The organism is Faecalibacterium sp. PGM34, from assembly GCF_054456555.1.
The window spans coordinates 1,972,005-1,989,707 of the sequence record NZ_CM136898.1; the positions used below are offsets into that span (position 1 = coordinate 1,972,005).

General features: G+C 57.5%; 19 protein-coding genes. 15 read left to right on the forward strand and 4 right to left on the reverse strand.

From position 1 onward, the window contains the following. Positions 1-32: 32 nt before the first annotated feature. The 4 genes from ACXPUX_RS09210 to ACXPUX_RS09225 all read left to right on the forward strand — a co-directional run bounded on the left by ACXPUX_RS09210 (position 33) and on the right by ACXPUX_RS09225 (position 3,826). Positions 33-341, forward strand: coding sequence for a hypothetical protein (locus tag ACXPUX_RS09210; RefSeq protein WP_458828049.1), 309 nt, complete (start codon positions 33-35; stop codon positions 339-341). Continuing rightward, positions 323-1,693 carry a sodium-dependent transporter gene (locus ACXPUX_RS09215; protein ID WP_458828050.1) on the forward strand — a complete coding sequence of 457 codons (1,371 nt, stop codon included), beginning with the start codon at positions 323-325 and terminating at the stop codon, positions 1,691-1,693. The genes ACXPUX_RS09210 and ACXPUX_RS09215 overlap by 19 nt, the downstream gene beginning before the upstream one ends. A gap of 125 nt (positions 1,694-1,818) precedes the next feature. Then, complete coding sequence (locus ACXPUX_RS09220) at positions 1,819-2,541, forward strand: LytR/AlgR family response regulator transcription factor (RefSeq protein WP_458828051.1); 723 nt, start codon at positions 1,819-1,821, stop codon at positions 2,539-2,541. Next, on the forward strand, positions 2,534-3,826 hold the full coding sequence (locus ACXPUX_RS09225) for a sensor histidine kinase (protein WP_458828052.1): 1,293 nt from the start codon (positions 2,534-2,536) through the stop codon (positions 3,824-3,826). Before ACXPUX_RS09220 ends, ACXPUX_RS09225 begins: the two co-directional genes overlap by 8 nt. A 652-nt stretch (positions 3,827-4,478) precedes the next feature. On the opposite strand, the gene ACXPUX_RS09230 is transcribed toward ACXPUX_RS09225, so the two are convergent. From ACXPUX_RS09230 to ACXPUX_RS09240, 3 genes are read right to left on the reverse strand one after another with little or no spacing between them, the layout of a single operon-like run. After that, entirely contained in the window at positions 4,479-4,916 is a 438-nt protein-coding gene (locus ACXPUX_RS09230; protein WP_005926098.1) for an aspartate carbamoyltransferase regulatory subunit, read from the reverse strand. A gap of 1 nt (position 4,917) precedes the next feature. Continuing rightward, positions 4,918-5,859 carry an aspartate carbamoyltransferase gene (pyrB, locus tag ACXPUX_RS09235; protein ID WP_458828053.1) on the reverse strand — a complete coding sequence of 314 codons (942 nt, stop codon included), beginning with the start codon at positions 5,857-5,859 and terminating at the stop codon, positions 4,918-4,920. A gap of 17 nt (positions 5,860-5,876) precedes the next feature. Next, the gene (locus tag ACXPUX_RS09240) at positions 5,877-6,632 is read right to left on the reverse strand and encodes a GntR family transcriptional regulator (RefSeq protein WP_458828055.1); all 756 of its coding nucleotides are present in this window, start codon (positions 6,630-6,632) and stop codon (positions 5,877-5,879) included. A gap of 175 nt (positions 6,633-6,807) precedes the next feature. Here ACXPUX_RS09240 and ACXPUX_RS09245 point away from each other — a divergent pair, with 175 nt between their 5' ends. The 10 genes from ACXPUX_RS09245 to ACXPUX_RS09290 all read left to right on the forward strand — a co-directional run bounded on the left by ACXPUX_RS09245 (position 6,808) and on the right by ACXPUX_RS09290 (position 16,489). After that, complete coding sequence (locus ACXPUX_RS09245; RefSeq protein ID WP_249239997.1) at positions 6,808-7,350, forward strand: GNAT family N-acetyltransferase; 543 nt, start codon at positions 6,808-6,810, stop codon at positions 7,348-7,350. Positions 7,351-7,433: 83 nt separating this feature from the next. Beyond that, positions 7,434-10,100, forward strand: a complete 2,667-nt coding sequence (locus tag ACXPUX_RS09250; protein ID WP_458828056.1) for an ATP-dependent helicase — start codon at positions 7,434-7,436, stop codon at positions 10,098-10,100. A 4-nt stretch (positions 10,101-10,104) separates the two neighbouring features. Further along, positions 10,105-10,884, forward strand: coding sequence for an FAD-dependent thymidylate synthase (gene thyX, locus ACXPUX_RS09255; RefSeq protein WP_458828057.1), 780 nt, complete (start codon positions 10,105-10,107; stop codon positions 10,882-10,884). Next, a complete protein-coding gene (locus tag ACXPUX_RS09260) occupies positions 10,881-11,552 on the forward strand; it encodes a dTMP kinase (RefSeq protein WP_458828058.1) in 672 nt (223 codons plus the stop codon). Before thyX ends, ACXPUX_RS09260 begins: the two co-directional genes overlap by 4 nt. Before the next feature lie 35 nt (positions 11,553-11,587). Continuing rightward, complete coding sequence (locus tag ACXPUX_RS09265) at positions 11,588-12,400, forward strand: hypothetical protein (protein WP_458828059.1); 813 nt, start codon at positions 11,588-11,590, stop codon at positions 12,398-12,400. A 16-nt stretch (positions 12,401-12,416) separates the two neighbouring features. Beyond that, on the forward strand, positions 12,417-13,553 hold the full coding sequence (gene mltG, locus ACXPUX_RS09270) for an endolytic transglycosylase MltG (RefSeq protein ID WP_458828060.1): 1,137 nt from the start codon (positions 12,417-12,419) through the stop codon (positions 13,551-13,553). 82 nt (positions 13,554-13,635) lie between these two features. After that, positions 13,636-14,859 (forward strand): peptidase U32 family protein, encoded by a 1,224-nt coding sequence (locus ACXPUX_RS09275; RefSeq protein ID WP_458828061.1) that lies wholly within the window; start codon positions 13,636-13,638, stop codon positions 14,857-14,859. 28 nt (positions 14,860-14,887) lie between these two features. Next, a complete protein-coding gene (locus ACXPUX_RS09280; RefSeq protein ID WP_458828062.1) occupies positions 14,888-15,643 on the forward strand; it encodes a heparan-alpha-glucosaminide N-acetyltransferase in 756 nt (251 codons plus the stop codon). Positions 15,644-15,850: 207 nt separating this feature from the next. Next, positions 15,851-16,273: a flavodoxin gene (locus ACXPUX_RS09285; RefSeq protein ID WP_015538469.1), complete on the forward strand. Its 423-nt coding sequence runs from the start codon at positions 15,851-15,853 to the stop codon at positions 16,271-16,273. A gap of 57 nt (positions 16,274-16,330) precedes the next feature. Next, positions 16,331-16,489 carry a DUF1540 domain-containing protein gene (locus tag ACXPUX_RS09290; protein ID WP_097780206.1) on the forward strand — a complete coding sequence of 53 codons (159 nt, stop codon included), beginning with the start codon at positions 16,331-16,333 and terminating at the stop codon, positions 16,487-16,489. A 76-nt stretch (positions 16,490-16,565) separates the two neighbouring features. Here ACXPUX_RS09290 and ACXPUX_RS09295 read toward each other — a convergent pair whose 3' ends face one another. Continuing rightward, a complete protein-coding gene (locus tag ACXPUX_RS09295; RefSeq protein ID WP_458828063.1) occupies positions 16,566-17,180 on the reverse strand; it encodes an HAD family hydrolase in 615 nt (204 codons plus the stop codon). Between the two features lie 138 nt (positions 17,181-17,318). Here ACXPUX_RS09295 and ACXPUX_RS09300 point away from each other — a divergent pair, with 138 nt between their 5' ends. Beyond that, the gene (locus ACXPUX_RS09300) at positions 17,319-17,612 is read left to right on the forward strand and encodes a PRC-barrel domain-containing protein (protein WP_458828064.1); all 294 of its coding nucleotides are present in this window, start codon (positions 17,319-17,321) and stop codon (positions 17,610-17,612) included. Positions 17,613-17,703 lie beyond the last annotated feature (91 nt).

Here is a 17,703-nt window from a genome sequence, read left to right on the forward strand (position 1 = left end):
TTGCATAGCAGCCTGTGCGGCGGCTTCTTTTTTTGCGCGTTTCCAAGGGTGAAGAACTATCAGGTTTTCATCTGAAAAATGAACAAAATTGCATTCTTGAACATACGCCGATAAAAAGAACTGCAAAACGGCAAAAATGGAACAGAACGGCGCAGTTGGCCGGACTGTATCCGTCTGAAAAACAGTCTGAACTTCTGACAACAAAAGTTCATTGCAGTAAAACAGCGCTGGTCATCGACAGGATTTGTGCTATAATACAAAAGCAACGCTTTGCTAGGGTCTCCAAGCCGGGCGGGCAAACTGGAAAAGGAGTAATCAAATCATGGAACGAGAAATTCTGAAATCCCGTCTGGGCTTTATTCTGCTTTCCGCAGGCTGCGCCATCGGCATCGGCAATGTGTGGAAGTTCCCGTATATTGCCGGGCAGGGCGGCGGCGGTGCCTTTGTACTGTTCTACCTGATCTTTCTGGTCATTCTGGGTCTGCCCATCATGACCATGGAATTTGCCGTGGGACGTGCCTCCCGCAAAAGCCCGGTGCGGGCGTATCAGGCACTGGAAAAGCCGGGGCAGAAGTGGCACATCCACGGCTACTTCACCCTCATCGGCTGCTACCTGCTGATGATGTTCTACACCACCGTAGCGGGCTGGATGCTGCACTATTTCTACATGACCGCCGCCGGTAAACTGGCGCGGCTCAACGCCGAGCAGGTGGCCGGTAAGTTTACCGAAATGCTGGCCAGCCCCGCCACCATGACCTTCTGGATGGTGTTCGTGGTCGTGGTAGGCATTCTGGTGTGTGCCAAGGGTCTGCAAAGCGGTCTGGAGCGCGTGACCAAGGGCATGATGATCGCTCTGCTTCTCATTATGGTGGTGCTGGCTGTCAACAGCCTGTTTATGCCCGGGGCAAAGGAGGGGCTTACCTTCTTCCTTGTGCCGGACTTTGCCCGCATGCAGGAGGTGGGCGTGGTCAACACGCTGGTCTCTGCTATGAATCAGGCCTTCTTCACCCTGAGCCTTGGTATCGGTGCTATGTCCATTTTCGGCAGCTATATTGGCAAGGAGCACTCCCTGCTGGGCGAGTCTGTCCGCATCGTGGTGCTGGACACCTTTGTAGCCATCACCGCCGGTCTGATCATCTTCCCGGCCTGTTTTACCTACCATGTAGACCAGACCAGCGGCCCCAGTCTGATTTTTATTACCCTGCCCAACATCTTTGCCAATATGTCCATGGGTCGGCTGTGGGGCAGCCTGTTCTTTTTGTTCATGGCCTTTGCCGCCATGTCCACGGTGCTGGCAGTGTTCGAGAATATCATCTGCTGCGGCATGGAACTGACCGGCTGCAGCCGCAAAAAGTCCAGTCTGGTGAACCTTGTGCTCATCATCCTGCTGTCCATGCCCTGCGTGCTGGGCTATAACCTGTGGGCATGGGATGGCTTTGCAGTATTTGGCGGTGCTGTGCTGGATGTAGAGGATTTTCTGGTCAGCAACCTCTTCCTGCCGCTGGGCAGCTTGGTATATCTGCTGTTCTGCGTTACCCGTTACGGCTGGGGCTGGCAGAACTACAAAAAAGAGGTCAATACCGGTGAGGGACTCAAGGTGCAGGACTGGATGCGCGGCTACCTGACCTATGTGCTGCCGCTCATCGTGGTGTTCATCTTTGCGTTTGGCCTCTACGACAAATTCCTTGCATAAGAGATCCGCCCCGTCTTTGATTGACGAACAGGCGGGACAAGTGTAATATAAAAGCATATAGGGTGCTTCTCCCGGCGGGAGACACCGCTATATGCTTTTTTGTATTCAAAAGGAGGAAACGACACATGCACATTCTGGTCTGTGACGACGATGCAGCCTTCGCTGCGCGGATGGACGAGTATATCTCGGAATGGTTCCGCGCCCGGGAAATTCAGGTGCAGTGCACTGTCTGCACCAGCGGCGAGCAACTGCTGGCTACCCCGGAGCTGGAACGCTACCAGCTGGCGTTTCTGGATGTGGACCTGAAAACCACCGATGGCATTGCGCTGGGGCGCAGGCTGCGGCAGCTTGCCCCGGATATCGTGCTGGTGTACATTTCGGCTTATTTGGAATTTGCCCCAAAGGGCTACACGGTCAACGCTTACCGCTACCTACTCAAGCGGGATATTGCCGCCCAGCTGCCCAGCTGTCTGGAGGATATTTTTTCCGGCATGTCCGACCCCCGAAAAACGCTGGAGGTGCACCACAACCGTACCACCAGTGAGATCCCGCTGGATCAGATCTATTATCTGGAAAGTGATCTGCGGCAGATCAACGTCTACGGCGATATCCCGCACCAGCCCATCTGCACCTTTTACGGCAAGATCGCTGATCTGCCTGCCATGCTGTACGAAAACGGGTTTTTGCAGGTGGGGCGCAGCGATGTAGTCAATCTGCAGTATGTGCGCTCCATCCGCAATTACAAGGTGGAGCTGCGCAGTGGGGTAGAACTGAACGCAAGCCGACAGGATTTTCCGGCTATCCGCAGCGCATGGCTGGAATGGAAGGGGCAGTTCGGCGATGAATGAAGAATTCAGGCGCTGGTATGCGTACGGCCACTGGATCTGCCTGACCCAATGGCTCGGCTTTATCATGGTGGAGTACGCCTATCTTGGCAAAGGCAGGGTAAAGCACCCGCTGGTGTGGTCCTGCGTTATAACCATGATTACGATGACCCTCTCGGTCGTGCGCAACTATGGCTTTTTTACGCCGATGGCAGTGGTTTGCACGCTTCTTTTTCTGCTCATCACCGTTATGCTGTTTGGCGGCACGCCGGGGCAGAAATTTACTGCCTGTCTGATCAACGGCACCATGTGCCTGTTGGTCGAAAACAGTGCGCGGTATGTCATATCGTGGATACTGAAGTGTGAGCTACAGCAGGTCATCCAGCGCGCAGATTGTCTGGTCATAATGTCATTCACAAATCTGGTAGTCAGCGCGGGCGTTTCCTTCTTTGTGGGAAAGTGGCGCAGGCGTAATGCACTGGAGCCCTTGCAGACGCTGATCATGAGCTTTTTTCCGGGCGTGGTCGTGGTGCTGAACATCCTGCTCATGCTCACAGATAACAACAAAAGGGCCACCATGGCCACAATGGGGATGACAGTGGGTCTCACAGTGGCCGTCATGGTGCATCTGTGTATCGTGGCTATGTTCAACGATCAGGTCATGCAGCGGCGCAGCCTGCATTTTCAGGCCGAACTGGAGCAGCAGCGGGCTTCGGCTCTGCTGGATTCCTACACCGCCCAGCGCCGCCTGACCCACGAATTCACCAACCATATCGGTGCGTTGCGTGCCTTGCTGGCACAGGGAGATGTGGCCGGTGCGCAGGACTATATTGCCGGTGTGGATAAGGCTGTGGCGGCCAGCACCACCATTATGGACACCCACAACCCGCTGCTGGACTCCATCCTGACCCGCAAGTACGAGGAAGCCGCCCGGCAGGGCGTAAGCGTGTATTTTGACCTTTGTGACCTGCGGGATTTCCCCTTGAGCGGGGTGGATATGGTCACCGTTTTAGCTAATCTGCTGGATAACGCCATCTGTGCCGCAGCGCAGGCGTACCCGCCGGAGGTCTATGTGCGGGTGCGCAAAACGGAGGAGGAATATCTTCTCTCGGTGCGCAATCGGGTGCAGCGGGACGTGGAGCTGCCACCGGATGGGCAGTTGCCCCGCACCACTCGCAAAGAGCCCGGCCACGGTATGGGGCTTTCCAACGTGCGGGACGTTCTGCTGCGCCATGGTGCGGAGTATACCCTGAGCTGCCGGGACAATTGGTTCCGCTTTACCTGTGCGGTGCCCACCGACAATTCATGACATCTGCACCGTCAGAATATGACAATTTTTGTACAACAGAAGCGTAACTCTGCTATACTGTGGTCAGTAAAGGAAGCCTTCCGTACGGACATGGTCACGTTGCGGTAGGAGGGTTACACCCTCCTTTTAAAAGCTTTGTTGCTGGATGGAAAAACAGTCTGCGGTGCGTGTAAGCAGACTGTCTTCCTTTGCTTTTTTGGACTATGCAGGAATGCACAGTACCTTGCTGACGGGATTTTCTGTGGCGGGCCTTTTTGGGGGGTTGCAGTCGATAAAGTTTCTCGATGCGTCGCAATTCCGGTTTTGTTTGCTGTATGGGAATGGCGTAGGCAGACCGGAGTATCGTGCGCTGCAAAGAGTTCCGTCAGTTTTCTTTTGTGCAAAAAGGACTGCTCTACATGGGTTTTGCCCAGTAGAGCAGTCCTTTTTATCTATTAAATCATCGTATCTTCCAGTCAGCAGAAAATCGACCCGCCGTGCGACTGTTTCGGTAGAAAACCAGCGCGGCAGCTGCGGTTTCCCTCTGCGTCCCTCCCGTGAAAAAGCAGCTCAGCCAAGCCCGCAGGCTTGGCTGAGCTGCAAAACTAAAATGCAATTCCTTAAACTATGCGCAGAGCGAAGCGGAGCGCATTTAAAATCGTAAAAAGCGCAGTTACTCCGGCTTCACCTGCAGCTCCTGCTCGCAGTAGATGCAGCGGTACTTGCCGTTGGAACTCAGTTCGAAAATCTGGTCGCATTCCTCTTCAATGCTGGAGATGCAGCGGGGGTTTTTGCACCGCACAATGTTCACCAGACGCTTGGGGGGCTTGGGCTGCTCCTTGCGAACAGCCTTGCCGTTCTCAATAATGGTCACGCTGATGTTCGGGTCCAGATAAGCCAGCACATCCAGGTTCAGCCAGGAAGCGTCGCCCTCTACCTTGATGATGTCCTTGCGGCCGCTTGCCGTCTTTTTGCTGCGGGCGTTCTGGATCAGTGCCACGCTGGCAGTACGGTTGCCCGCAATGCCCAGCAGATCCATCAGACCAACGGCAGTACCTGCCTTGATGTGGTCGATGACAATACCGTTCTGGATCTCGTCAATATTCAACATATCAGTTCTCCTCCTTCGGTGCTTTGGGGTCTGCAAGCCCCAGTAGGGTCATAATCAGTGCCATGCGGACGTAAACGCCGTTCTGCACCTGCTCAAAATAGGCGGCGCGGGGGTCGTCGTCCACATCCAGCGCGATCTCGTTCACGCGGGGCAGGGGATGCAGCACTGCCATGGTGGGCTTGGCCTGCGCCATCTTTTCGCGGGTCAGCACATAGCTGTTCTTCAGGCGGATGTAGTCCTCCTCGTTGAAGAAGCGCTCCTTCTGCACGCGGGTCATATACAGGATGTCCAACTCCGGCATGGATTCCTCCAGACTGCGGGTCTCCTTGTAGGGGATGCTGTTGGCCTCCAGCACGTCATTGATGATATAATCCGGCACACGCAGTTCTTCCGGGCTGATCAGCACAAAGCGGACGTTCTTGCAGCGTGCCATGGTCTTGAGCAGGGAGTGGACGGTGCGGCCGAACTTCAGGTCGCCGCACAGACCAATGGTCAGGTCATCCAGCCTGCCCATGCGGCGGCGGATGGTCATCAGGTCGGTCAGGGTCTGGGTGGGGTGCTGGTGGCCGCCGTCACCGGCGTTGATCACCGGAATGCGGGAATAGCGGGAGGCACGCAGCGGTGCGCCCTCCTTGGGGTGGCGCATGGCAACGATGTCGGCATAGCAGGATACTACCCGGATGGTGTCGGCCACGCTCTCGCCCTTGGTGGCGCTGGACACGTTCTCGCTGGGGAAGCCCAGCACATGACCGCCCAGGTTCAGCATAGCAGCCTCAAAGGACAGGCGGGTGCGGGTGGAGGGCTCGTAGAACAAAGTAGCCAGCTTTTTGTGGTTGGCCACCTCCTGATAGGCGGCGGGGTCGGCACAGATACGGTCGGCAAGATCAAGCAGCTGTGTGATCTCCTGCTGGGTAAGATCCAAAGGATCGATCAGATGACGCATGGACAGTATACCTCCGTTTAAAGCAGTTTGCGTAAAATGGAAAAATCAAAAAAGTTTGTGTAGTAGCTCAGCGAGCGCATCACCGGCCTGCACAAACGATTGAAACACACTTCGTCCAACAGCAGCATGGCCTCGCCCGGGGCAAGACGCATGGCTGCACGGATGGCCTCATCGCCGCAGCTGGCCTTCAGGTGCGCCACGTTGGAAGAGATCTGCTGGTGGCACTCCTGCTCCAAAATTTCAAAGATGTCACCGGTCAGGTCGATGCGGGTGTAGTCCCGGTTGCCGAACAGGCTGCGGGGCAGGTAGTCGATGGAATAGATCACCGGGGTCGTATCGGCAAGGATGCGCTTTTTGATGCAGATCACCTCATCGCCGACCTCCAGCGCCAGCGAATGCGCCATCTCCTCGCCTGCACGAAGAAGCATCACCTGAATGCCGTCGGCATGGGGATAGCTGCCAAAGCTGCGGATCAGCGGGTAGTACTCCAGCTTCTGGTCCAAGCGGCTGCGCAGCCCCAGCACAGCACGGTTTACCACCGTGCCAATGCCGCGCACCCGCTCCACATAACCGGCGCGCTCCATCTCGCTCAGCGCGTCACGGATCACGGTGCGGCTCACCCCCAACTCGGTGGCAAGGTCTACCTCGGCGGGCAGGCGGTCGGCTTGGGCATAGCGCCCGTTGGTCAGCTCTTCCAGCAGGCTTGCAACAACGCGGTCGCTGATCACAGCGCCGCCCAAGCGGCTGGACGATGCCAGTGCGGGATCTTTCATGGATGGTTCCTCCGTTTCCGGGCGGCAAGCCGCCCCGAACTTCATACAAACGGGCAGGGAGGATCCCTCCACAGCCTCTTCTCTCCTATTATAGCATAATTTGACATTTAGAAAAGCGTCATTTATACTGGAATCTGCTGAAAAGTACGATTTTATTTTGGAGGGCATAGTACAGATGGACTATTTTCTGCAAAAAGTAAGCGGTCAGCCCGCCCGGCAGACCGTTACCCTACGGCGCTGCACCCCCGCCGAGGCTCCGGTAGTGTTCGCACTGCAAAACGAAGTGCGCGCCGCCATGCCGCACCCGGAGCAGTTCGTGCCGGATACGCTGGAAAACATTACCGGTTATCTGCGCACCGGGGTGTGTATCGGTGCGTGGCAGCAGGGGCGGCTGGGTGCGTACCTCATCCTGCGCCTGTGCGGGCAAAGCGATGAAAACTACGCTGCCTTTCTGGGCGTGCCGCAAAGCCAGTGGCAGCACTGGGCCAACGCAGACAGCGCGGTGGTGCACCCGGACTGGCGGGGCAACGGCCTGCAGCGCGCCATGCTGGAAGCGGCTCTGCCGCTGCTGCCGCCGCAGATCACCCATCTGGGCGCTACTGTCAGCCCGGATAACAGTTACAGCCTGCGCAACGCACAGGCTGGTGGCTTCGTTATTCGCTGCCGCCGGGAGATGTACGGCGGCTACGATCGCTATCTGCTGGAAAAGCAGCTGTAACTCCATGCAGTTTTGGTGTACAACTTTTTCGAAATGTGTTATACTATACGGTATGAATAACAGCGAAGGAAACAGGTGAAACCATGGCAGCATCTCTCGGGCAGGAATTCTGCACCCTGCGTGATACTTACATTGAAAAGCAATTCGGCCGCCTGAACGATATGCAGCGGCAGGCTGTGTTTACCACGGATGGCCCGCTGCTCATCCTTGCCGGTGCGGGCAGCGGCAAGACCACTGTGCTGGTCAACCGCATCGCAAACCTTATCCGGTTCGGCTCGGCGCACGGCTCCAAGGAAACGCCCCGCCCGGTGACCGAGGAGGACGTCAAGGCCTTGCGCACCGCCATCATGACCGGTACCGATGCTCCCAGCTGGCTGGACGGGATGCTGCGCCACAACGCGGTGCGCAGCTGGAATGTGATGGCCATTACCTTTACCAACAAGGCGGCGGGGGAGCTGAAAGAGCGTCTGCGCCGGATGCTGGGCGGCGAGGAAGGAGACGAGGTGTTCGCCTCCACCTTCCACTCGGCCTGTGTGCGTATCCTGCGCCGCTGGGCAGAGGAGATCGGCTACCCCCGCAGCTTTACCATCTACGATACCGAGGATGCTCAGCGCGTGATGAAAACGGTGTATAAAGAACTGAGCATCGACGATAAATTTCTGCCTATCAAGGCCGCCATCAACCAGATGAGCCGCTGGAAGGATCAGCTGGTCAGCCCGGAGCAGGCGCTTGCAGACCACGCCAGAGACGTGAAGAGCACCCAGACCGCCCGCATCTACGCAGCTTACGAGAAAAAGCTGAAAGAGGCCGGTGCGTTTGATTTTGACGACCTCATCTACCAGACCGTGCAGCTGCTGGCCGACCATCCGGACGTGCGGGAATTCTACCAGAATAAGTACCGCTACCTGCTGGTGGACGAGTATCAGGATACCAGCGTGGCGCAGTTCCGTCTGGTCAGCCTGCTCACCGGGCCGGAGCGCAACATCTGCGTAGTGGGCGATGACGACCAGAGTATCTACCGCTTCCGTGGTGCTACCATTGAAAATATCCTCAACTTTGAAAAGTTCTATCCCGGAACCAAGACGATTCGCTTGGAGCAGAACTATCGTTCTACCTCCAACATCCTTAACGCAGCCAACTGTGTCATCCAGCACAACACCGAGCGCAAGGGCAAGACCCTGTGGACGGACAACGGCGAGGGTGATAAGGTACAGGTGTACACCGCCGAGAATGAGCAGGATGAAGCCAGCCACATCGCGGATGTCATCGGTCAGCATCTGAAGGCGGGCGGGCATCTGGCAGACCATGCCATCCTCTACCGCATGAACGCCCAGTCGGCTCCCATCGAAAGCTACTTCACCCGCGCGGGTATTCCGCATAAGATCGTGGGCGGGCAGCGCTTCAACGACCGCAAGGAGGTCAAGGACATCCACTCCTATATGTCCATCGTGGCCAACCCCCGGGACGATGTGCGGCTGCGCCGCATCATCAACGAGCCCTCCCGTAAGATTGGCGCTACCACCGTGGATGTCATTGCGGACCTTGCCGGGCAGCAGGGGGTCAGTATGCTGGATGTCATTAGCCATGCGGACCAGTACGCCAAGCTCTCCCGCGCGGTCATGCCGTTGCTCAAGTTCTGGCAGATCTACCAGCGCCTGCAGGATTCTCTTGCTACCCGCACGCTGGACGAGTTCGCTTCCGATGTCATTGAGCTGACCGGCTATAAGGCCATGCTGGAAGCAGACGCCGCCAAGGGGCATGAGGATGCCGCCGACCGTCTGCAGAACTTGGGTCAGCTGGTGAACAACGTCAAAAACTACTGCGACCAGCACGGCGAGGAAGCCACGCTGGAGGGCTATCTGGAAGATATCGCCCTTATCAGCGATATTGACAGTTACAACGAGAGCAGCGATCAGGTGGTGCTGATGACCATCCACTCTGCCAAGGGCTTGGAGTTCCCCTATGTGTTCCTCATCGGCATGGAGGAGGGCGTTTTCCCCAGCGAGATGAGCAAGTACTCCGAAGCAGATCTGGAAGAGGAACGCCGTCTTGCTTACGTTGGCATCACCCGCGCCAAAAAGGAGCTGTATATCTCCAACAGCGTCACCCGCATGCTGTACGGCCGCACCCAGCGCAACGAGCCCAGCCGCTTTCTGCGGGAGATCGAGCCGGAATACATCGAGGAGACCCGCAGCCCTGTGCTGGAGCAGCGCTCCCGCATGGGCGGCTGGGGCAGCAGTTACAGCGATACCGTGCCCGGCGGTGCATCCGGTTATTCTGGCCCCTCCGGTTACAGCCGCAGCAGCTACGGCGGCGGTTACAGCTCAGGCAGCCGCAGCGGCTACCTGAATCGGGAATATAACGCCGGTGAAAGCCGTAGCTTTGGCTCTTCTTACGGCGGAAGAAGCACATCTTCCACCGGCTTCGGCAGCCGCTATGGCAACAGCTCTACCCAGCCGACCACCAGAAGCGGCGGATTTGGTTCTGCATATTCTGGCAGCAGCACGACGAAAAATGCTGCAAAGCAAGTATACTTTACAGCGAATTCCGCTGCAAAACCGGCGGCTTCCAGCGCAAATCACTATGAACCGGGCGACATCGTGGAGCACAAAGTATTTGGCCGCGGCACGGTGCTGAAGGTAAAGCCCGCTGCCGGGGATCAGATCGTAGAGATCAACTTTGAAAAAGTGGGCATCAAGAAAACGATGGCCAATTTTGCGCCCCTGACCAAGATTACGGAGGAAGAATGACCCTATGATGACTGTTCGTTTGATCGCCCATACCCCGGAACCGGAAAAGGTGGTGGCGGCTGCCGCAAAGCTCTGCTACTCCGATGCCCACATCACCGACCTTCTGGACGGGCTGGACGAGGAAAAAACTGCAAAATTTCTGACTATGCTCAGCGACCTTGGCCATGCCAGCCCCATTGAGCACGCCAGCTTTACCTTTGGCATCGAGGGGGTCAGCCGCACCCTGCTTGCTCAGATCACCCGGCACCGCATCGCGTCCTTCAGCGTGCAGAGCCAGCGCTATGTGCGTCTGGATGATTTCCGCTATGTGACGCCCCCGGAGATCGAAGCCATCCCGGAAGCAAAGGCGGCTTTCCTTGCCAGCATGGAGAAGGACGCCCAGCGCTACCTCGACCTTGCCCACAAGCTGGAGGAGGGGCACACCGCCCGCCTGATGGCCGAGGGAATGCCGGAAAAGCAGGCCCGCGCCAAGGCCTCCAAGCAGGCCAACGAGGATGCCCGCTTTGTGCTGCCCAACGCCTGCGAGACCAAAATGGTGGTCACCATGAACGCCCGCAGCCTGATGAACTTCTTCCAGCTGCGCTGCTGCAACCGCGCCCAGTGGGAGATCCGGGAACTGGCTGAAAAAATGTTCGCGCTGGTGTACCCGGTGGCACCCCATATCTTTGCCAAGGCTGGCCCCGCCTGCCTGTGCGGCGCCTGCCCGGAGGGCAAGATGTGCTGTGGCAAGACCACCGAGGTGCGCGCAAAATATGCCGCTATCAAAGAAGGTGCCGCCGTATGAGCAAAGGCAAACTGATCGTACTGGAAGGGCTGGACGGCAGCGGCAAGGCCACACAGGCAAAGCTACTGGCAGAGCATCTCACCGCGCAGGGCGTGCCGGTGCAAAAGATCACCTTTCCGGATTATGCCAGCGATTCCAGCGCGCTGATCAAGATGTATCTGTCTGGGCAGTTCGGCCAGCACCCGGACGATGTAAATGCCTATGCGGCCTCCAGCTTTTACGCGGTGGACCGCTATGCCAGCTATAAAACCAGCTGGGGCAGCTTCTACGAGCAGGGCGGTGTGATCATCGCCGATCGATACACCACCTCCAACGCGGTGCACCAGTGCTCTAAGCTCTCGCAGGAGCACTGGGAGGAATATCTGCGCTGGCTGTTTGACTACGAGTTCCGTCTGCTGGGTCTGCCCGCACCGGACAGGGTTATTTATTTGCAGGTGGACCCGGCGGTCAGCCAGCGGCTGATGACCCAGCGCTACCACGGCGACGAGAGCAAAAAGGACGTGCACGAGAAAGATACCGCCTATCTGGCGCGCAGCCGCGCCGCTGCCGAGTTCTGCGCCCGGCATCTTGGCTGGGATACCGTGCACTGCACCAGCGGGGACGCCATGCGCAGTATTGAAGAGATCCAGCAAGAGGTGCAGCAGCTTGCCCGGAAAACACTGGGCTGAACGATAAAATATGATAAGAGGGGGCATCCTGAACGATGTATCGTCTGATGCAGCCGTCCGATGAGGCGGCAGTGCTGGCTTTGTGGCAGAGCCAGCATCATGATACCGAAGATTTTGCAAAAACGGTACTGGAACGCTTTGCCGGTGTGCAGAACATTTATGTGGCCGACGAAAACGACACCATCGTGGCGGCTGCGTTGGCTGTGCCGGTCACCCTGCAGGGGCGCACGGGCAATTACCTGTGCCTGTGCGGCGAGGGCAGTCTGCTGCTGGCGGGTCTGCTGGATACCCTGTGCGCCCAGCAAAAGCTGCGGGGCGCAGGCTTCACCGTGGCAGTCCCGGCAGATGCAGCACAGGCTGCTCTGCTGCAGGATAAAGGCTTTGCACAGGCCTTTGCCCTGCGCTGCCTGCCCCGCGAGGTGAGCCGCAACCTGTGGAGCCAAGCGGAATTTGACACTGTTACGGCCAAAAAGCTGTGCGAACTGCGGGAGCAGTTCTGGAAGGATACCGTGCAGCTGAGCCCGGAGCGCATGGCGGTGGTGCTGCAGGAGCTGTACGCCCGGGGCGCTACCATCGTGTCCAACGAGCATGGTTACGGCATCTACTTCCGCAAGGAGGATACTCTGTATTTTGTGGAAATGATGGCCGACAGCGACCGCGCCGCCGAGATCCTGATGGAAGCCGCCCGCGAGAAGGAAGTCATCGTGGAAAAGGCAGTCATCACGGTAGGCGCTGCCCAGCCGCTGTTTCTGGGCGAGGGCACCCGGCAGGAATACGGCATGATCCGCTTTGACGCAGAGCCTTTTGACGTGAGCGAAAGCTATCTGCGTCTGATGCTGGAAAACTGAAAAAAGGAAGGCGCGTATGGCACACAACGATACACACGCAGCCCGCAAAAAGGGCGGTGCAGGCAAAATTCTGCTGGTAGTGCTTCTGTTGCTTCTTCTGGCGGCAGGCGCAGCGGTGCTGTTTGCCCGCAGCGAGATTTATGGCAGCAGTAAGCCCGGCACTGCGGTCACCGTAAGCATCCAGCAGGGCAGCGGCGTAGCTGCTATTGCCAACAAGCTGAAGGACGCAGGCGTCATCCGCTCTGCCTACCTGTTCCGCTGGTATGTGGGGGAAAAGGGCGCTGCCGCAAAGCTGCAATACGGCGATTTTGAGCTGACCACCGGCAGCTCCTACGATGCACTCATTAGCACGCTTTCCCAGTATGCCAAGGCAGAAACGGTGCGGGTGACTATCCCGGAGGGCACCACGGCCATTGCCATTGCCCAGAAGATGGAAGCCGCCGGTCTGTGCACCGCCGAGGAGTTTTTGAAGGAAGCCAACGAGGGCGATTTCAGCACTTATACCTTCTGGCAGTATGTCCCGGAGGATAAAGATGCCCCGAACCGCTTTATGAAGTGCGAGGGTTATCTTTTCCCGGAGACCTACGAGTTTTTGAAGGACGATACGGTGCATAACTATGTGGCCACCTTCTACGCTCAGTTCGACGCGCAGATCACCGAGGAAATGTACGCAGCCCTCAAGAAGCAGGAAATGACCCTGCCGGAGCTGGTCACCCTTGCCTCCTTTGTGCAGGAGGAAGCGGGCAACAGTCAGGACTCCAATGTGGCGCAGGTGTTCCGCAACCGCTTGGCGGAGGGTTCGCCCTACCCCATGCTGCAAAGCAATACCTCCAGCCATATCCAGAGCGATGCCGACAATAACTATCTCTGGAACTGGGTCGCACCCTACTACGGCGGCTGGGACGATATCCCGGAAAATATTCTTGCAGCCTATGACACTTACAGCTGCACCGGCCTGCCCGCAGGCCCCATCTCGAACCCCGGTCTTGCCGCTATCAAGGCGGCATTGGAGCCGCAGCCCAGTGAGGACGCCAAGGACGCTTACTTCTTTGTGACCGACCTCAAGGGCAACTACTACTATGCCCATACGCTGGCAGAGCATAACGCTAACTGCAAAACTGCCGCAGCCGTGAACAAAAGCCTGAAAAACTGAGGAAAGGCCGCTGCACTAAAAAACACGGTGCAGCGGCCCCTTTCCCGTTAAAAACTGTGATACATAAGAGAGGAACCTACAAATGTTACAGATCCCGGAACTGCTTGCCCCGGCGGGCGATGCGGAACGTCTGCGTTATGCCATCAACTACGGTGCCGATGCCGTTTACTGCGGCCTGCCGGAGTTTGGTATGCGCTCTGCCCCGGCCAACTTCACCCCGGAGCAGCTGACGGAAAGCGTCATCTATGCCCATGCCCGTGGCCGCAAGGTCTACCTGACCATGAACACCCTCCCCACCAACGAGGAAGCCGACCGCCTGCCGGAGGCCATCAAGGAAGCCGCCAAAGCCGGTGTGGATGCCTTTATCGTGGCAGACCTTGGTGTGCTGGACGCCTGCAAGACCTTTGCCCCGGACATTGACGTGCATCTTTCCACCCAGACCGGCATTACCAACTGGGCAGCTGCCCGCGCCGCCTACAAAATGGGCGCAAAGCGGGTGGTGCTGGCCCGAGAGATGACCTTGCAGGATATCGCCATCCTGCGCGATAAGACCCCGCCGGAGCTGGAGATCGAAGCCTTTGTGCACGGTGCTATGTGCATGAGCGTGTCCGGCCGGTGCCTGCTGTCCAACTACATGGCGGGCCGCGATGCCAACCGCGGTCAGTGCGCCCAGCCCTGCCGCTGGAAGTACTACCTGAGCGAGGAGACCCGCCCCGGCCAGCTGTACGAGATCGGAGAAAACGAGAATGGCAGCTACATCCTCAACGCCAACGATATGTGCACCGCGCCCTTCATCGACCTGATCTGCAAGGCAGGCGTGGACAGCCTGAAGATCGAAGGCCGCGCCAAGACCTTCTACTATGTCGCCAGCGTCACCGCCGCCTACCGCAAGGCACTGGACGCCTATCTGGCCGACCCGGCAAACGATAACTTTGAACTGCCGCCGGAGGTGTACGCGGAGCTTACCCGCACCAGCCACCGTCACTATTCTCCCGGCTTCTATTTTGGCCGCGAGCAGGCCAAACAGGCCACCGACAGCGCTACCTACATCCGCGAGTGGGAGTTCGTGGGCACGGTGGACAGCTGGGAAAACGGCATTGCCCACTGCCAGCAGCGTGGCAAATGGAGCCTTGGAGATACGCTGGAGGCACTGTGCCCGGACGGACGCAGCATCCCGCTTACCCCGGAATGGATCGAAAACGAAGCAGGGGAGCGGGTGGAAAGTACTCCTCACGCTATGGAAAAATACACCATGTCCACACCGGAGCTGCCGCCCATGAGTCTGCTGCGCCGCAAAACGGTGTAACAGCGTGACAAAAAGGAAGGAAAACGCCGTGAAGGATAGTAACGCTTCTGCTCGCTACGCCCTTCTGGACGAGCTGCGCGGGCTGGATCTGGTCAGTATGATGCTCTATCACGGCTGCTGGGATCTGGTCTATCTGTTCGGCATTCAGGCAGACTGGTATTATGGCTTGCCCGGGCATCTGTGGCAGCAGAGCATCTGCTGGGTATTTATTCTGTTGTCTGGTTTCTGTGTGCAGCTGGGGCATCATACCCTGCGCCGGGGCGCACAGGTGTTCGGGGCAGGGGCGCTGGTCACGGCGGTCACGCTGCTTTTTATGCCGGAGGACAGGGTCGTTTTTGGCGTGCTGACCCTGCTGGGCAGCGCCATGCTGCTGACTGGTCTGCTGGAAAAGCCGCTGCGGCGCATTCCACCCGCAGCAGGGTTTGCTATCTCCGCAGTGTTGTTTGCCCTTACCCGCAATGTTTCGGCAGGCTATCTGGGCTTTGGCAGTCTGTGCCTCTGGCTGCCGCGGACACTGTATGCAAACTACGTTACAGCGTACTTTGGCTTTTATCCGTGGTGGTTCTATTCTACGGATTATTTTGCCCTTCTGCCGTGGCTGTTTCTGTTCTGGGTGGGGTACTTTCTCTACGGCGTTGTAGGGCGGCAGCGTATGGAGTTCTTGCGCCGCTCGGTCTGCCAGCCGCTGGGCTGGCTTGGACGGCATTCACTGCTGCTGTATCTGCTGCACCAGCCGGTCATCTACGGGGTGCTGCTGGTGGCGTTCCGCGTATTGGGCAGCTGAAATACCCCCTTTGCATGCTTTAGAAAAGGCAGGATTGTTGCATTATGCAAACATTGCGCCAATGCCTTGACAAGCGGGGCAGGGCTGTGGTATCCTGTTGATGGTTAGTAAATACTAACTGTAAAAATGCGTCATGAAACAAGGACGCATTTTTACAGAAAATGAAGTTATTCTGAACTAACTACACAGAGAAAGAGGTAGAGTTTTATGAGCAAAGTAGCAATTGTATTCTGGAGCGCAACCGGCAACACCGAGACCATGGCAAACTGCATCGCCGAGGGCGCAGGCGCCAACGGCACCATCGTGCCCTGCGCCGAGATGACTCCCGCAAAGCTGGCAGAGTTTGACGTGGTGGCCTTTGGCTGCCCGGCTATGGGTGCAGAGCAGCTGGAAGAGAGCGAGTTCGAGCCCATGTTTGCTGCACTGGAAGGCTCCTTGAACGGCAAAAAGATCGCACTGTTCGGCTCCTACGGCTGGGGCGATGGCCAGTGGATGCGTGACTGGGCGCAGCGCGCGCAGGATGACGGCGCACAGCTGTTCAGCGAGGAAGGTCTCATCTGCAACGAAACCCCCGATGATGACGTGCAGGCTGCCTGCCGTAAGCTGGGTGCAGATCTGGCTGCTTGGTAAAACCTATGTATAAACCCTTTGTCCACGGGGTAACCTATGGACAAAGAGGTGATAAGCATGGAAAACATCGGCGTGACCTGTGATGTCTGCGCGTGCTGCCACAATGTGGACGGCTGCAAATGTGATCTGCCGCAGATCAAGGTGACGGAGCAGTGCAACTGCACCACCCAGCAGGTGGAGACCCCGCACTACTGCCAGAGCTACGAGGAAAAGTAAGTTCCCACCAACGCAAAGCAGCCCCTGCCGGAGAGACCTTTCCGGCAGGGGCTGCTGCGTTTTACTGTATCAATACTCAGCGCAGCGTCACGTTACAGGTGGCAAGGCTGCGGATCAGAGTTCCTACGCTGTCCTTCATCTGGATACCGGCAAATCCCAGCGCAAAGGCGGCCTGCACGTTTTCCAGCCTGTCATCGATAAATACGCACTCACTGGCCTTCAGCTGATATTTCTTCAGCAGAGCCTTGTAGATCTGTGGGTCAGGCTTGTTCACTTGTACCTCACAGGAGGCTACGCCGCCGTCAAACTGGGTCAGTACGCCGCGCTCGGTCAGCAATTCCAGCACATCCTGCGGAATGTTGCTCAGGTAATACACGCAATAGCCGTGGTTCTTCAGCCGCCGCACCAGTTCCAGCATCCGCAGACGCGGGCGCAGAATGTGCATCCAGTCGTCCAGCACACCCTGCACCTCAAAGGCGCAGCCCTCGGCGCGGGCGTGCTCCAGCATCCGCTGGTTGCCATCGTAGCGGGAAAGCTTGCCTGCATCCAGCAGCTGCCACTCCTCGCTGCCAAAGGTCAAGTCGTAGACCTTTTCTTCCATTTCGGTGTTGCACAGCCGGTCTACAAGGTACGCCTTGGGGTCAAAATCCACCAGCACACCGCCGATATCAAAAATAATGCTTTTATACATAACTGCTGCCTCGCTTGTATTGGATGTTTTTCTCAGATATTTTCCATAGTATACCACAACCGGGTGGGTGCTTTCCACCCCCTTTTGGCATAGAAAATGCCGCCCCGGCGTATGCTGTGACAGAAAGGGGAGAGCGCTGTGACGATCCGGGAACTTTGCGAGAAGGAGGTCATTCAGCTGGAGCAGGGGGTGTGCCTTGGCCGCGCGGATGATCTGGAATTTGACCCCGCAACGGCGCAGCTGCAAAGCCTGATTTTGCTGGGCAGGCCGCGGCTGCTGGGGCTGCTGGGCCGGGACGAGAGCCTGACCATCCCATGGCAGGAGATCGAGACCATCGGCACGGACGCCATTCTGGTGCATACCGCCGTGCCCGCAGCACCGGCAGCACCTCACGGTTTCTGGCAGCAGCTGCGGGCAAAGCTGGGTCTGTGAAAAATAGGGGAATATTTTGAAAAATAAAACCGTAATTTTTGTAAAATCATGAATGGACATTTTCGGCAAAGTAACTATAATAGGCACGAAA

Bases quoted from the DNA above. Each gene is read 5' to 3' on its own strand.
- thyX (WP_458828057.1), top strand. From the start codon at position 10,105: ATGATGACTGTTCGTTTGATCGCCCATACCCCGGAACCGGAAAAGGTG.
- ACXPUX_RS09215 (WP_458828050.1), top strand. From the start codon at position 323: ATGGAACGAGAAATTCTGAAATCCCGTCTGGGCTTTATTCTGCTTTCC.
- ACXPUX_RS09290 (WP_097780206.1), top strand. From the start codon at position 16,331: ATGGAAAACATCGGCGTGACCTGTGATGTCTGCGCGTGCTGCCACAAT.
- mltG (WP_458828060.1), top strand. From the start codon at position 12,417: ATGGCACACAACGATACACACGCAGCCCGCAAAAAGGGCGGTGCAGGC.
- ACXPUX_RS09240 (WP_458828055.1), bottom strand. From the start codon at position 6,632: ATGAAAGATCCCGCACTGGCATCGTCCAGCCGCTTGGGCGGCGCTGTG.
- ACXPUX_RS09275 (WP_458828061.1), top strand. From the start codon at position 13,636: ATGTTACAGATCCCGGAACTGCTTGCCCCGGCGGGCGATGCGGAACGT.
- ACXPUX_RS09260 (WP_458828058.1), top strand. From the start codon at position 10,881: ATGAGCAAAGGCAAACTGATCGTACTGGAAGGGCTGGACGGCAGCGGC.
- ACXPUX_RS09250 (WP_458828056.1), top strand. From the start codon at position 7,434: ATGGCAGCATCTCTCGGGCAGGAATTCTGCACCCTGCGTGATACTTAC.
- ACXPUX_RS09225 (WP_458828052.1), top strand. From the start codon at position 2,534: ATGAATGAAGAATTCAGGCGCTGGTATGCGTACGGCCACTGGATCTGC.
- ACXPUX_RS09295 (WP_458828063.1), bottom strand. From the start codon at position 17,180: ATGTATAAAAGCATTATTTTTGATATCGGCGGTGTGCTGGTGGATTTT.
- ACXPUX_RS09265 (WP_458828059.1), top strand. From the start codon at position 11,588: ATGTATCGTCTGATGCAGCCGTCCGATGAGGCGGCAGTGCTGGCTTTG.
- ACXPUX_RS09285 (WP_015538469.1), top strand. From the start codon at position 15,851: ATGAGCAAAGTAGCAATTGTATTCTGGAGCGCAACCGGCAACACCGAG.
- ACXPUX_RS09220 (WP_458828051.1), top strand. From the start codon at position 1,819: ATGCACATTCTGGTCTGTGACGACGATGCAGCCTTCGCTGCGCGGATG.
- ACXPUX_RS09230 (WP_005926098.1), bottom strand. From the start codon at position 4,916: ATGTTGAATATTGACGAGATCCAGAACGGTATTGTCATCGACCACATC.
- ACXPUX_RS09245 (WP_249239997.1), top strand. From the start codon at position 6,808: ATGGACTATTTTCTGCAAAAAGTAAGCGGTCAGCCCGCCCGGCAGACC.
- pyrB (WP_458828053.1), bottom strand. From the start codon at position 5,859: ATGCGTCATCTGATCGATCCTTTGGATCTTACCCAGCAGGAGATCACA.